Genomic DNA, 13,659 nt, shown 5'->3' on the forward strand with positions numbered 1-13,659 from the left:
TCAACTCCTAAGCCCCGGTCAGGCTTTGCAACTGCAAAATCGGCAGCAGGATGGACAGGATGATGACGGCGACGATGCCGCCCATTGCTATGATGATGATCGGCTCCAGCATGGCGAGCGCGGTCGAGGTGAAGGCGTCGAATTCCCGCTCCAGATAGTCGGCGGCGCGCTCCAGCATGGTGTCGAGCCGCCCGGCGCTCTCGCCGCTCGCCGCCAGATAGACCAGCAGCGGGGGAAACACGCCCGCCCGGCGCAGCGCAGCCGACAGGCTGCCACCGCCCCGGATCGCCTCGACAATCTCGTCCGAAGCCCTGCGCAGCACCCGGTTGTGCACGGTGTTGGCGGTCAGGGACAGCCCCTCCATCAGCGGCAGCCGGCTGGCGACCATGGTGGAGAGCGTGCGCGCCATCCGCGCGGCGTGCAAATCGCGGATCAACTTGCCCAGCACGGGCAGGCTGAGCAACATCGCGTCGAACCGATAGCGAAAACCATCATTCTTCATCGCCCGCCAGAAGCCGAAGCCCGCCAACCCCATCAGGATCAGCAACAGCCACCACCAGCCCGCCAGGAACGCCGACAGTCCCATCACCAGCCGGGTCAGCAACGGCAATTCCTGGCCTACCGTGTCGAACTGCTCGACCACCTTGGGCACGACGAAGATCATGAGCGCTGCGACCACGAACACGGCGAAGGTCGCCAGAACGCTGGGATAGGCGATGGCGGTCAGCACCTTGGACCGCATCACCGCCTGCCGCTCCATCAGGTCGGACAGGCGCTCCATGATCGTGGGCAGGCTACCCGAACTTTCACCGGCGGAAATCATCGCGCGATAAAGCGGCGGGAAACTTTTCGGCTCCGCGCCCAGAGCGTCCGCCAGCCGCCGCCCTTCCATCACGCCAGAATGCACCTTGCCCACGATCGCGCGGACATGATCCTGCTCGCTCTGCCGGCCGATCGTGCGCAACGATTCCTCCAGCGGGCTCACCTGGGTCAGCGTCGCCAACTGGCGGGTAAAGAGCGTCAGTTCCTTGGGGCTGAGGCGCGGGCTGCGCAGCGACAGGCCGGCCCGCTTGCGCGCCGTCTCCACCGCGCCCGGCTCGATCCGCACGATGAACAGCTTGCGCGCGTCCAGCTTCGCCCGCGCATCCTCGATCGTCCCGGCCTTGATGCTGCCGCTCCGCTCCCGGCCCGCCGGGTCGATCGCGCTATAGTCGAAATCAGCCATCGGCGATGGTTTCCGCCTCTACCACGTCGCGGCGCGATACGCGGATCGCTTCCTCCGCCGTGGTCTGGCCGTCACGCACCAGCGCCCGCGCCGCCGATCCCAGGTTCGGGGCGTTAAGGAACGCATGACGCGCGATCAGCGATTCGTCGCCGCCGTCGTTGATGAGGCGGCGGATCGTATCGTCCACCCGGATCGCCTCGAACACGCCGATCCGGCCCTTGTAGCCGGTGCCGCTGCATTCGTCGCACCCCTTCGCACGATAGATGATCGTGCCGGGATCGAAGCCCAGCAGCGCGCTGGCCGACTTGTCCGCCTGCACCGGCTCGCGGCAATGCTGGCAGAGGCGACGGACAAGGCGCTGGGCAATGACCGCGCGCAATGTGGAGGCCAGCAGGAACGGCTCGACCCGCATGTCGCGCATCCGGGTGATCGCACCCACCGCATCATTGGTATGGACGGTGGACAGCACCAGATGCCCCGTCAGCGACGCCTGCACCGCGATCTCCGCCGTCTCGCGGTCGCGGATTTCGCCGACCATCACGACATCGGGGTCTTGCCGCAGGATTGCGCGCAGCCCGGCGGCGAAGGTCAGGCCGACCTTGGCGTTCACCTGCGTCTGGCCTACGCCCTCGATCGCATATTCGACCGGGTCTTCGACCGTCAATATGTTGCGGCTGCCATCGTTGAGCGTCCGCAGCCCGGCATACAGGGTCGTGGTCTTGCCCGATCCGGTCGGCCCGGTGACGAGGATGATGCCATTGGGTTCGGCCAGCCCTTCGCGAAAAATGCGGTCCGGTGTTCCCGTCATCCCCAGCAGGTCGAGCGTGATACCGGCATTTTCCTTGTCCAGGATACGCAGCACGACCCGCTCGCCCGCCCGGCTGGGCAATGTGGAAACGCGCACGTCAAGCAGCTTGCCGCCCAGCGTCAGGCCGATACGCCCATCCTGCGGCACACGGCGCTCGGCGATGTCGAGCCGCGCCATCACCTTGATGCGGCTGACCACGACCGGCGCGACATGGGGCGGCATCCGCAGCGTTTCGCGCAGCACCCCGTCGATCCGCATCCGCACGATCAGGCCGGTTTCATAGGGCTCGATATGAATGTCGGACACGCCCTGCCGCGCGGCTTCGGCGATGATCCCGTTGATCAGGCGGATCGCCGGCGCGTCGTCCGCGCTATCGAGCAGGTCGTCGGCGGTTGGAATGTCGGCGGCCAATATATCCAGTTCGTCCGCACCCACCTCCAGCGACCCGGCCATCGCCGCCGCGCTGCCATCCATCGCATAATGGTCGGATAGATGGCGGTCGAACTGGGCGGCCTCCACAAATCGGACGTCGAAACTGCGCGCCAGATGGCGACGCACTTCCAGCAACACGCGGGGATTGCTCCCCTCTCGCACGGCGATGGTCAGTCGCTCGCCGTCGGGCGCCAGCAGGACGACGCCATATTTGCGCGCGAAGCCATAGGGAATGTCGATTGGGCGGTTCGCAGCGATAATCTGCGGTGCGTCGTTCACTTGCGCTCTCCGCTGGCGGGGATATCGACCGGGCGCACCACGCCGCTTGACTGGCGGACGGTCGGCTCGATCACCTGTGCCGGCGCGCTGACCGCTGGCTGCACCACCGTATCGCCTGGCCGCGGCGCGGCGATCGGCGGAGTCGCGCCCATATAGTCGCGCACCAGTTCGTCGATCGTCGGTTCGACCTGCGGATCGCGCTGCAACTGCATCCCCCGGACATAGCCGTAGCGCTGCTGCGTCAGCTTCTGCGCATCCTCCTTCGACCGCAATATCGTCGGCCGGATGAACACCATCAGGTTCGTTTTGGACCGGCTGTTGCTGCGCGACTTGAACAGTTCGCCGATGCCCGGAATGTCGGACAGCAGCGGGATGCGTTCGATCGTGCGCCGCTCATTATCGTCCAACAATCCGCCCAGCGCCAGGATTTCGCCATCATCGACCGTCACGGTCGTCTCGATCTCGCGCTTGTTGATGATGAGGTCGCTGTTGTTGTTGCTGACCGGCCCGGCCACGCTCGACACTTCCTGTTTCAGGAACAGCTTGATCGCGCCGCCGGTGTTGATCTGGGGTTTCACCTCCAGCTTGATGCCGACATCCTGCCGCTGGACGGTGCGGAACTGGTTGTCGAAATTCTGGCTCAGCGCCTCGCCGGTCGTCACCGGCACCTGCTGCCCCACCAGGATCGACGCCTTCTGGTTGTCCAGCGTCATGATCGACGGCGTGGACAGAAGATTGCTCTTGGTGTCGGATTTGACCGCATTGATGATCGCGCCGAAAATGCCGTTCTTGCCGATCTGCGTCCCCAGCCCGCCGATGATCCCGGTCGCGCTGGTCAGGCTGTTGATCGCGGCCTGCTGCAACGTGCTGGCCAGTTCCCCATTGGTCTGCGTCTCGGTCGTCGTCTTGCTGCCGTCTGCCGCCACCACCGTCGTCTTGGTCGTGCCAAGCTGGGTCGCGCCATAAGCGCCCGCCAGCGTCAGCAGGTTGGGCGACGCATTGCTGTAATTGGTCGCGGCAAATCCGGTCGATGTGCTGCCCAGCAGGAATTGCACGCCCAGCTTCTTGGCGGCTGCGTCGCTGATTTCCACGATGATCGCTTCCACCAGCACCTGTTCGCGCCGCGTGTCGATCTGGCGGATGGTTTCGCCCAGCATCCGCTGCACGTCGCTGTTGGCGGCGACGATGATCGCATTGGCCCCTTCATAGCGGGTGACGATCGCCGGCCCGCGTGTGTTGATACCCCCGCCTGACGATGCGGCGGAGGATGCCGCCGCCACCGGGGCCGCCGCCTGCGACGCCGGTGAGGCGCTGCCCTTGGCGACGGGCGCATCGGAACTGACCGGCTGGCTGGTCGACTGGCCGACCAGTTGCTGGAGCACTGGCAGCAGCTTTTCCGCGTCCGCATGTTCCAGCCAATAGACACGGATTTCCGTGCCGCTCGCGGCCTGCCGGTCCAGTTCGCGCGCCATATTGGCCAGGCGCGCGACGGTGTTGGCGTCACCCCGGATCGCGACCGCATTGCTGCTGTCGATCGGCACCACGGTTGCAGCCGCAGGCGCGGCATTTTCACCGCTGCCGCCGCTCGCCACCAGCGCCTGGAGCGAAGTCGCGATCTCGCGCGCGCCGGCATTTTTCAGGCTGACCATCTGCGTCGCCGCAGTGTCGCGATCAATGCGAGCGATCACTTGCCGGATGCGCGCGACATTGTCGGCATAATCGGCAACGACCACGCTGTTGCCGCCGCGATTGGCGGTGACGGAGCCTTCCTTGCTCACCAGCGGGCGCAGCGTTTCCAGCGCGCTCGCCGCGTCGATCGAGCGCAGGCGAAAGACTTCGGTGACGAAGCTGTTGCGGTTGCTTGCCGCCCCCACGCCGCCCGGTTGCCCGGCCGCGCCATCCACCGGCTGAATGCGATAGGCACCGCCGGGGCCGGGCACAGCGACCAGCCCGTTGGCGCGCAGGGTCGACAGGAAAATCTCAAAATATTCGGACCGGCTGAGCGGCCGGTCGGTCACGACAGACACCTTCCCCTGCACCCGATTGTCGATGATGAAGGTGCGCCCCGTCACCCGCGCCGCATCCTGAATGAAGGCGCGGATGTCTGCGTCGCGGACGTTCAACGTCTGCTGTGCCATGACCGGCATGGTGATCGGTGTGGAAAGAGCGAGCGCCAGAGCGGCGGAAGTCAGGAATTTGCGGGTCATTGGCCTTGCACGATCAGGTTGACGGAGGCGACGGTGGCACCGCGCTCGACGGTCAGGGACAGCCGCGCACCGGGCGCGATCTGGTTCTGGAGGGATGCCAGGTCGCCGACCGGCTGGCCGTTGACCTGGGAAATGATGTCGCCGGTGCGGAAACCGGCGCTGGCGAAGGCCGGTCCTTTCGCCGACACGGCCAGGCCGGTGATGCGGCCATTCTGCATCCGCGGCGCAAAGCCGATCTCGCGCTTCAGGCTGTCGGCGGTCGGCCCGGCGGAGGCAGCGGGCGGCGGCGGGGGCGCTGCGCTCTGCCAGCCCGGACCAGCCTGCGCGGCGGGCGGCGTGGCGACGGGCGCGGCGGAGGACTGGTCGATGAACACCTGTTCTTCCGCGCCGCCCCGGTCGATCGTCACATGGTCGAACGCCACCGATTTCAGCACCACGCCGGGCAGGATTTCATCACCCACGGCAAAGCTGTTCTGCACGCCGTCCGGCCCGGCGATGATCGCCGACCCCAGCCCCGATCCTTCGTTAAGGCGGATGCCATAGACGGTCAGCGCCAGCGATGTGACGACCCCGCCGCCCTGCTGCGGCGCGCCGGTGCGAAAGAAGGGGTCGAAACCGGCGAACAGCGCCTGCCGCGCACTGGGTGACAAAAGCTGCGCCTGCCGCCCTTCCCAGGGGCCAAAGCTGCCAACGGGCGTCACGATCACCCAGGCCAGCCGTACCAGCAGCAACGCCAAGATAATCAACAGCCCGCGCTCGACCAGTGCGAGCCAGTCGACCGCGCGCAAGGACGCATCGCCTCCACGCCCCAATCCACGCATCCTGTCGCCAAACGGCACTCGCATATTGCAGCCCAAGCCCCTTACAAGTCTCAAGCCTGCTAGGCAGATGTTCTTACTGTTGAATGACATTCACATGACTGAAATATGACATGTGCTGCGATGCTTGCATTTACGGGGCCGGGCGATAGCTGTGGCGATGTCTGAGCCGCCGATATTCCGCCAGGACCTGTCATGACCCCGATCGTCCATCTTGCATCCCCCACCGCCACCGATGGCGATCCCGCCCGGATCGGCGCGCATCCGCGCATCCAGCGCGTACCGAGCCGGGATCTGACCCTGTTCATCCAGCGCGCCTTCCTGACGGCGCAGGATTGCGCCGGACTGATCGCCCGCATCGATGCGCAAAGGCGTCCGTCAACCATCGCCGATGCCAATGGCGACCAGTATTTCCGCACCAGCGAGACATGCGATCTCGACCATGGCGATCCCTTCGTGGCGGCGATCAATGCCCGGCTGGACGCCTTTGCCGGCATCGCGACGGCCCATGGCGAACCGATCCAGGGACAGCGTTATGCGGTAGGGCAGGAGTTCAAGGCCCATACCGATTATTTCGATCCCAAGGGCGCGGACTATCCCAGATATTGCAGTGTCGCGGGCAACCGCACCTGGACGCTGATGGTCTATCTGAACGCACCTGCCGCCGGCGGCGCGACCCGCTTCACGAAGATCGGCAAGACGGTGCAGCCCGAAACCGGCAAGCTGCTGGCGTGGAACAACCGCCTGCCCGATGGCCAGCCCAATCCGGCCAGCATTCACCACGGCATGAAAGTGCGCAGCGGCGTCAAACATGTCATCACCAAATGGTATCGCGAACGCCCCTGGGGCTGATCTACCGTCAGAAGCCCTTGCAATCGGACCAGAACCCCTTGCAATCGGCAAAGTCCGCCTGCGCCTTCGCGGCGGCGGCCAGCAGGGCATCACGCTCGACCGGCGAAGGCGCGTCCACAAGACCATAGCGCGCCAGCGTGCGTGGCGCGCTGACCAGATCATTGAGCGCGCCCAATTCAGCCTGCATCCGTTCCAGCGCGGCAACGAATGTCTTTCTTCGCCGCCGCTGGCGTTTGCGATCGAACAGACTACCGAAAAACGCCGCGCCATAACGCAGCGTCTTGGCGTCCTTGCGCACCGCATGGCGGGCTTCGTCGGTCAATCGGTCCAGACGCCGCCCCCGCTTCGCGATCCTGCGACGATAGCGGCGCAGCCGCCTGGCGGCCAGGTGCGCCGCCGCCGCCCCGGCTTTTCGCCTGACCGGCCCCGAAGCCAGCCATTCGACCAGATCGATCATCAGCATCCGCACGCGCGCGGAGCCAAGCCAGTCCAGCACGCGCGCATGGGCGTCGGCCTGCGCCTGTTCCAGCGTGACGCGATGCGGATCGCCGGGCGCGCGTTGCTCCAGCAGCACATCCAGATCGCGCGCTTCGCCCAGCAGATGCCCCAGCCAGCGTAGCTCGCCCCGAAAGCGCATCCTGTCCGCTTTCCCCAGCACCGGCTTGAACAGGGTCAGGGCGGATCGCAACCTGCGAACGGCGACCCGCGCCTGATGTAGCGCCTCGCCCCTGTAATGGCGCAGCAGCAGCGCCTCGTTCAGCCGATACTGGCGCAGACAGGCCGCCATGACCTGGACAAAGGCCGACCCGATATCCGTTGCAGGATCGCACATGACCGGCTCCGCCTTGAAGGCGCCGGGCAGCGCATCGCGCAGGCGATATCCACGTTCGGACTTGGTCAGGACACCCGGCCGCACCGGAATGTCACTGTCGATCCGCCGGGCGAGCGCGAACAGGGCGGACGGATCACCCGCTTTCAATTCCAGTTCGATTTCGCAAACAGGGTCTTTGCGCCCCTCCGCATGGATCATGCCGATGTCCAGCACCAGTTCGATCGTCGCATCCCCTTCGTTCACCAGCCAGATGCGACGTTCGACTTCGACCGTGAAGATCGGCGCGATTGCCGTGACCGCATCACCCAGGAGAGCGGCGATGGGGTTGCGATCGTCCAGCACCGGCACGTTGCCGCGAACCGGCATGTCCCATTCATCGCGCGCAAACAGGCCGGCACCACCCTTCCCGCTCGCCTTGACTGTCTGGACACGTCGACGCCCCGATCGTCTTATGCGCAGGCTGAATCCCCGCGCGGCCAACAGGCGGTCAGGCGTGTCGAAATAGGTGGCATGAAGCGACTCCACCCTGTTGTCCGGTGGCAGGCCCGGCCACTCAAGCAAGGCGTCGGTCCATTCGGGCAGGATGTCGAGCTTCAGTTCAATTTCCGGCTGCACATCATATCCCTCGCCCTCTATGCATCACCCTCCATGCATCGCCCGACAGGCTTTAGCATGGAAAGGCCGGGACTCGGAAATGGCCCAACATTCCTGCATGCTGGACTTTTGCTGCGATGGCGCAACCGTCTTTAAAATGTCATTTCAAAGTCCCCAAAACGTCATCAAATCAAAATGTGACTGTCATGCATACCGCCTAACTGCCGCCTCGGAGGGCGACAGGGGGCGTTGTCCGAATCGAATTCCCCTGCGCTCCGCACCTCAACTATCCCGGCTTGCCGCCGGAGCGGAGACGACATGGCCAAGATGAACCCTATCCACACGATCCTGATGGCGAGCTGCGCCTGCGTGGGCCTGAGCGCCTGCGGCGCGGACGACATCGCTTCGCCCGGCGAAGGCACGATCGTCATTCCCGCCCCGACGCCAACCCCCACCCCGACGCCGACTCCCACGCCGACACCCACAGCCGTGACGCCGGCGGCCGACTGCCCCACCATCGCGGGTTCGGACCAGCTCAATAACCTCGGCACCATCACCGACGGCACCAACACCTGGCGCAACTGCGGCTTCCCCTCGCGCTTCAACAGCAACACGGCGATCGCCAAGGTGGCGGGTGTCATCTATTCGATGCCCGGCCGCGTCGATGTGGGAACGGATCAGGGCGCGGCGAGCACGAATAATGTCGTGACGCTGACGATCGATCCGGGCGTCACCATCTTTGCCGCCACCGGCAACACCTTCCTGGCCGTCAATCGCGGCAATCGCATCAACGCGGTCGGCACCGCCAGCCAGCCGATCATCTTTACCAGCCGCGAAAATGTGCTGGGCACTGCGACCGACCAGTCATCGGGTCAGTGGGGTGGCGTCGTGCTGCTGGGCCGCGCGCGGATCACCGACTGTCTGGGGCCAGATGCCGCGCCAGGCACCGCCGCCTGCCAGCGTGACACCGAAGGTGCCAGCAACGCGCTGTATGGCGGCGCCAACGACGCCGACAATTCGGGCCGCATGTCCTACGTCCAGATTCGCTATTCGGGTTATGTTCTGTCCGGGTCGAGCGAGTTGCAGGGCCTGACCCCGTCCGGCGTCGGCACCGGCACGCAACTCGATCATATCCAGGTCCATAACAGTTCCGATGATGGCATCGAAATTTTCGGTGGATCGGTCCATCCGCGCTATCTGGTGCTGACGGGTAACGAGGACGACAATCTCGACACCGACATCGGTTATCGTGGCACCATCCAATATGTCCTGGGCGCGCAGCGCGAAGGCAATAATATCGGCGACAGCTTCATGGAAACCGATTCCAATGGCGGATCGGGCAGCAACAATGGCGAGGACGCACTGCCGCGCCAATATGTGAAGGTCGCCAACTTTACCTGGATCAACCGCTCTACTGTCGGCTCCAATGCCGCTGCCATGCTGCTGCGGGGCGGCGCGGATCTGACATTGGTGAACGGCCTGATCGTGTCGCCGACCCAGACCTGCCTGCGTATCGACAGCACCACCACGGTCCGCGACGCCAACACCGCGCTTCAGGATGCTGGCAAGCCGCGCTACATCTCGGTTGCGATGCAGTGCAGCGGCACGCCCTTCTCCGGCAATCGCGGCGTCGATGCGGCCACTGTCCGCTCGATCTTCGAAGCCGGCCCGAACAGCACGATCAGCTACACCCCGTCGCTGACCAGCCTGTTCGTCAACGGCGCCACCGAAACCGCCCTGGTCGCCACCGATCCCAAGACGATCGACAGCGCCTTCACCACCACCAACTATGTGGGCGCGGTCAAGGATAGCAGCGACACCTGGTACGCCGGATGGACCTGCAATTCGGTGACAGCGAACTTCGGCAGCAGCAGCAAGGCTTGCACCGCCATTCCGACCACCTGATCGGACCCATGACCTCAACAGGGGCGGGGGAGCGTTTCACCAACGCTTCCCCGCCTTCTTTGCACGCACTTTCCCAAAGGGGGACATATAGCATGTCGAAGCCGCTCAGCCTGGCGCGCCTGCTCCTGATTTCCACCGCGCTGATCGCCCCTGTGGCGGTTGCGCAGACCGATACCACCACTGGCGGCACGACCAGCGCGAACCAGGGGAACAGCGGCGATGCCGGCATGTCGACCACGCCCGGCGTCACGGATGCAGCCGCTGCGGCGCAGGGCACTGTCGACGTATCGATTCCCGGCGCCGACATCGTCGTGACAGGCCGCCGCTCCAGCAATATATCCCAGTCCGCGCCGCAGGTCGTGAACGTCCTGTCCGCCGCCGACATCAAGCGGACGGGCGAAGGCGACATCGCCGGATCGCTCCAGCGCGTCACCGGCCTGTCGGTCGTGTCGGGCGGCTATGTCTATGTCCGGGGCCTGGGTGATCGTTATTCGCTCGCCCTGCTCAACGGCTCGCCCCTGCCCAGCCCCGAACCGCTCAAGCGCGTCGTGCCGCTCGACATTTTCCCGACCAGCGTTATCGCTTCCACATTGGTCCAGAAAAGCTATTCCGCCAACTTCCCTGGCGAATTCGGCGGCGGCGTCATAAACCTGACGACCAAGGCGATCCCGACTGAATCCTATCTGGAAATCGGCCTGGGCAGTTCGGCCAATACCGAAACATCGGGACAGTTGGGCTATACCTATTATGGCAGCAAGTCCGACTGGACCGGCTTTGACGATGGCACCCGCGACGTGCCGCGCCTGCTCAAGCAAGCGATCGGCAGCGGCACGCCCTTCTCCAACATTCCACGCGCCGATCTGCGCGCGATCGGGATGAGCTTTGAAAACAGCAACACCTCGGTCGTGCAGCGCACCAACAGCCTGCCGTTCAACTTCTCCGGCTCGCTCAATGCCGGTACGGCGTTCGACATGGGTAGCGACGGACGGCTGGGCATCATCGCCACAGCGTCCTACAGCAACAAATGGCGCACCCGTGACAATCTCCAGCAGGCATCGCTCAACGTCGAACAGGGCGCGGGCAAGAGCTATCAGCAGGTAGCGACCGACAATCAGGTGACGGTGAACGGGCTGCTGGGCTTCGGGCTGGAACTGGGCGACCAGAAACTGCGCTGGACCAACCTCTATATCCGCGACACGCTCAAGCGCAGCGCGCTGGCAGTGGGCCGGAATGACGGCCTGATCCAGACCGCCGATTATATGAACCAGAGCACGGCCTGGTACGAACGCCAGCTCATCAACACCCAATTGGTGGGCGAATTCAAGCTAAGCGACGCGCTGAGCCTCGACATGCGCGGCAGCTACGCCAATTCGCAACGCGAAGCGCCCTATGAGCGGGACTTTGAATATGTCCGCAGCAATGTCGATACCAGTATCGATCCGGTCGGCGACCGCTTCATCAACGCGCTCAATCGCCAGCGCGGGGACGCGGCGATCACCTTCAGCGATCTCAACGAGGATCTGTGGTCGGGCAGCGCCGACCTCAGCTATAAATTCTCGCCGGATGTATCGCTGACGGCGGGCTACGCCTATACCGACACGAAGCGCAGGTCGTCACGCTACGAACTCCATTATGACGCGACCAATCTGCCGATCCCGGTGCAACAGCTTCGCCCCGACTATCTGCTATCGGATGCGTCGATCCAGTTGTACGATATCAGCCTGCTCGAATTTTCGGGCAATTATCCCGTCTATGACGCGGCGCTGCGGGTTCATGCCGGCTATGGCCAGATCCAGGCGAAAATCGTGCCGGGCCTGACCATCAATGCGGGTGTTCGCTACGAAAAGGGCGAACAGTCGGTAACGGGCGTGGACGTGTATAATACCGGCGTCACCCCGTTCAACCAGATCAGGCAGGATTACTGGCTGCCGGCCGTGACCATCACCTATGAAGCGACGCGCAAGCTCCAGTTCCGTGCAAGCGGGTCAAAGACGATCGCCCGCCCGCAGTTCCGCGAACTGGTTGCCCAACCCTTCCTCGACACCGATTCCAACCGTTTCTATCGCGGCAATCCCTATTTGCAGGATAGCCAGTTGTGGAATGCGGACATTCGTGCGGAATGGTATCTGGGACGCGAAGAGCGGCTGACTGGCGCAGTCTTCTACAAGAAGATCGAAAATCCGATCGAAACCTTCACCACCATCACCGATACTTATGCGGTGACGACCAGCTTCGCCAATGCGCCGGAAGCCACGCTCTATGGCCTTGAACTGGAAGCGCAGAAATATGTCCCGCTCGACGGTTGGGATTCGGCTTTCTTCCAGAGCCGCCGCATCGCGCTGATCGCCAACTACACCTATACCCAATCGAAGCTGAAGGTGCGGGAAGGCGATACGACCATCCCCTATACCTACACGGTCGGCGATCTGCCGGCGGCGTCCGATTATTTCATGAACGGGGTGCCGCTGACCGGCCAGTCGGATCATCTGGTCAATCTCCAGATCGGGCTGGAAGATACGGACAAGCTGTCACAGCAAACCCTGCTGCTGACCTATGCCAGCCCCCGCGTCACCAGCCGCGGTCCGAACCTGCAACCCGATATCAAGGAAAAGCCGGGCCTGACGCTGGATTTCGTCGCGCGCCAGGGGATCACCCTGCCCGGCGGCGTCAAGAGCGAGCTGAAGTTCGAGGCCCGCAACATCACCGGCCGCAAATATCAGGAATTTCAGGAACAGGGCGGCACGAAGGTCTATTATAACCGCTACAAGCTGGGCACCACCCTGGCCGCGTCCTTCACCGTCGCCTTCTGATCGGGTTCGGTCCCGGAACAAGGCAATCAGGACAAAGCGAACGGCCGGGGCGACCCGGCCGTTTTGCGTTGCGGGATAGAGCATCGTGCGGAAAAGTGGGGACCGCCCCCCCCCAGAAACGATGCGAAAACAAAATTAGCGCCCGCGACCTGCATCCGGTTAAACGCAGCGCGCTTTGGTCCCCTGGCTATCACCTCCATTGCCCAAAACCCGTCCTACCCTGGCAAGGGAAGTGGCGCCCGCGCCACGCATGACGAAGGGGCCCTCTCGATAACAGCACGCGCCGACATGGAAAGGGCGCCGCCCGTTGCCGGACGGCGCCCCGCTTCTGCACCAGTCAGCGACGATCAGCGCATCGCATAACGGGGGTTGAGCCGGTCCAGCGCCCGCAGCGCGACATCGCGCGAGGATTCTTCCGCGCCATTGGCCAGCACCAGCGTCACCTCCGGGGCAAAGCGTGCGGCGCGATAGGCTTCGCGGGCCTGCCCCATGCGGCCCAGCCCGGCATAGGCATTGCCCAGGTTGATGAGGCGCGCAGGATCATTTTCGCCATAAACAGGCATCGCCGCCAGCTTGCGCCTGGCATCCTCGAACCGGCCGGCCGAAAGCGCCTTGGCGGCAAGGCTGCTGTCGGGCACGCCGACCACGACGACATCCTGCGGCTCGGACGCTGCCTGGGCCATGCCGGGCGTGATCGCCGCCAGCGCCAGCCCCATCATCACAGCGACCTTCATCATCATCCGACCTCCAAAAAAACTTCCTACTATACCCAGAAGTATTTCACTTAGATGACATGGGGGCAAGGGTGCACGAAAGCCGAAAAACCGATTTACTTTTACATAAAATCAATAACTTATCAATTTTACGCGATACTGTCATAAAAGCGTAATTTAAATA

The 13,659-nt window shown here is 64.0% G+C and carries 9 protein-coding genes; 3 read left to right on the plus strand and 6 right to left on the minus strand.

The window, feature by feature from the left end:
- Positions 1-7: 7 nt before the first annotated feature.
- Genes gspF through Q4610_RS13790 form a run of 4 tightly spaced genes read right to left on the minus strand, consistent with a single transcriptional unit; the run spans position 8 to position 5,796 of the window.
- Positions 8-1,225 carry a type II secretion system inner membrane protein GspF gene (gene gspF, locus Q4610_RS13775; protein ID WP_304536538.1) on the minus strand — a complete coding sequence of 406 codons (1,218 nt, stop codon included), beginning with the start codon at positions 1,223-1,225 and terminating at the stop codon, positions 8-10.
- Positions 1,218-2,744, minus strand: coding sequence for a type II secretion system ATPase GspE (gene gspE / locus Q4610_RS13780; RefSeq protein WP_304536539.1), 1,527 nt, complete (start codon positions 2,742-2,744; stop codon positions 1,218-1,220). The genes gspF and gspE overlap by 8 nt, the downstream gene beginning before the upstream one ends.
- On the minus strand, positions 2,741-4,951 hold the full coding sequence (gene gspD / locus Q4610_RS13785) for a type II secretion system secretin GspD (protein WP_304536540.1): 2,211 nt from the start codon (positions 4,949-4,951) through the stop codon (positions 2,741-2,743). The genes gspE and gspD overlap by 4 nt, the downstream gene beginning before the upstream one ends.
- The gene (locus Q4610_RS13790) at positions 4,948-5,796 is read right to left on the minus strand and encodes a type II secretion system protein N (RefSeq protein ID WP_304536541.1); all 849 of its coding nucleotides are present in this window, start codon (positions 5,794-5,796) and stop codon (positions 4,948-4,950) included. The genes gspD and Q4610_RS13790 overlap by 4 nt, the downstream gene beginning before the upstream one ends.
- 168 nt (positions 5,797-5,964) lie before the next feature.
- Between Q4610_RS13790 and Q4610_RS13795 the strand changes: the two genes are divergently transcribed.
- Positions 5,965-6,621 (plus strand): prolyl hydroxylase family protein, encoded by a 657-nt coding sequence (locus Q4610_RS13795; RefSeq protein ID WP_304536542.1) that lies wholly within the window; start codon positions 5,965-5,967, stop codon positions 6,619-6,621.
- Positions 6,622-6,628: 7 nt separating this feature from the next.
- On the opposite strand, the gene Q4610_RS13800 is transcribed toward Q4610_RS13795, so the two are convergent.
- The gene (locus tag Q4610_RS13800) at positions 6,629-8,068 is read right to left on the minus strand and encodes a CYTH and CHAD domain-containing protein (protein WP_304536543.1); all 1,440 of its coding nucleotides are present in this window, start codon (positions 8,066-8,068) and stop codon (positions 6,629-6,631) included.
- Positions 8,069-8,365: 297 nt separating this feature from the next.
- Here Q4610_RS13800 and Q4610_RS13805 point away from each other — a divergent pair, with 297 nt between their 5' ends.
- Both Q4610_RS13805 and Q4610_RS13810 read left to right on the plus strand, forming a co-directional pair.
- Positions 8,366-9,952, plus strand: a complete 1,587-nt coding sequence (locus Q4610_RS13805; protein ID WP_304536544.1) for a hypothetical protein — start codon at positions 8,366-8,368, stop codon at positions 9,950-9,952.
- A 92-nt stretch (positions 9,953-10,044) separates the two neighbouring features.
- The gene (locus Q4610_RS13810) at positions 10,045-12,762 is read left to right on the plus strand and encodes a TonB-dependent receptor domain-containing protein (RefSeq protein WP_304536545.1); all 2,718 of its coding nucleotides are present in this window, start codon (positions 10,045-10,047) and stop codon (positions 12,760-12,762) included.
- Positions 12,763-13,109: 347 nt separating this feature from the next.
- Here the strand turns inward: Q4610_RS13810 and Q4610_RS13815 are convergent, their stop codons facing one another.
- Entirely contained in the window at positions 13,110-13,502 is a 393-nt protein-coding gene (locus tag Q4610_RS13815) for a tetratricopeptide repeat protein (protein WP_336622870.1), read from the minus strand.
- Positions 13,503-13,659 lie beyond the last annotated feature (157 nt).

Origin of the sequence: Sphingobium cyanobacteriorum, assembly GCF_030580935.1 — a bacterium.
Lineage (GTDB): Bacteria > Pseudomonadota > Alphaproteobacteria > Sphingomonadales > Sphingomonadaceae > Sphingobium > Sphingobium cyanobacteriorum.

Coding starts and splice junctions, on each gene's coding strand:
- gspF (WP_304536538.1), bottom strand. CDS start 1,225: ATGGCTGATTTCGACTATAGCGCGATCGACCCGGCGGGCCGGGAGCGG.
- gspD (WP_304536540.1), bottom strand. CDS start 4,951: ATGACCCGCAAATTCCTGACTTCCGCCGCTCTGGCGCTCGCTCTTTCC.
- Q4610_RS13795 (WP_304536542.1), top strand. CDS start 5,965: ATGACCCCGATCGTCCATCTTGCATCCCCCACCGCCACCGATGGCGAT.
- Q4610_RS13815 (WP_336622870.1), bottom strand. CDS start 13,502: ATGATGATGAAGGTCGCTGTGATGATGGGGCTGGCGCTGGCGGCGATC.
- Q4610_RS13810 (WP_304536545.1), top strand. CDS start 10,045: ATGTCGAAGCCGCTCAGCCTGGCGCGCCTGCTCCTGATTTCCACCGCG.
- Q4610_RS13805 (WP_304536544.1), top strand. CDS start 8,366: ATGGCCAAGATGAACCCTATCCACACGATCCTGATGGCGAGCTGCGCC.
- Q4610_RS13790 (WP_304536541.1), bottom strand. CDS start 5,796: ATGCGAGTGCCGTTTGGCGACAGGATGCGTGGATTGGGGCGTGGAGGC.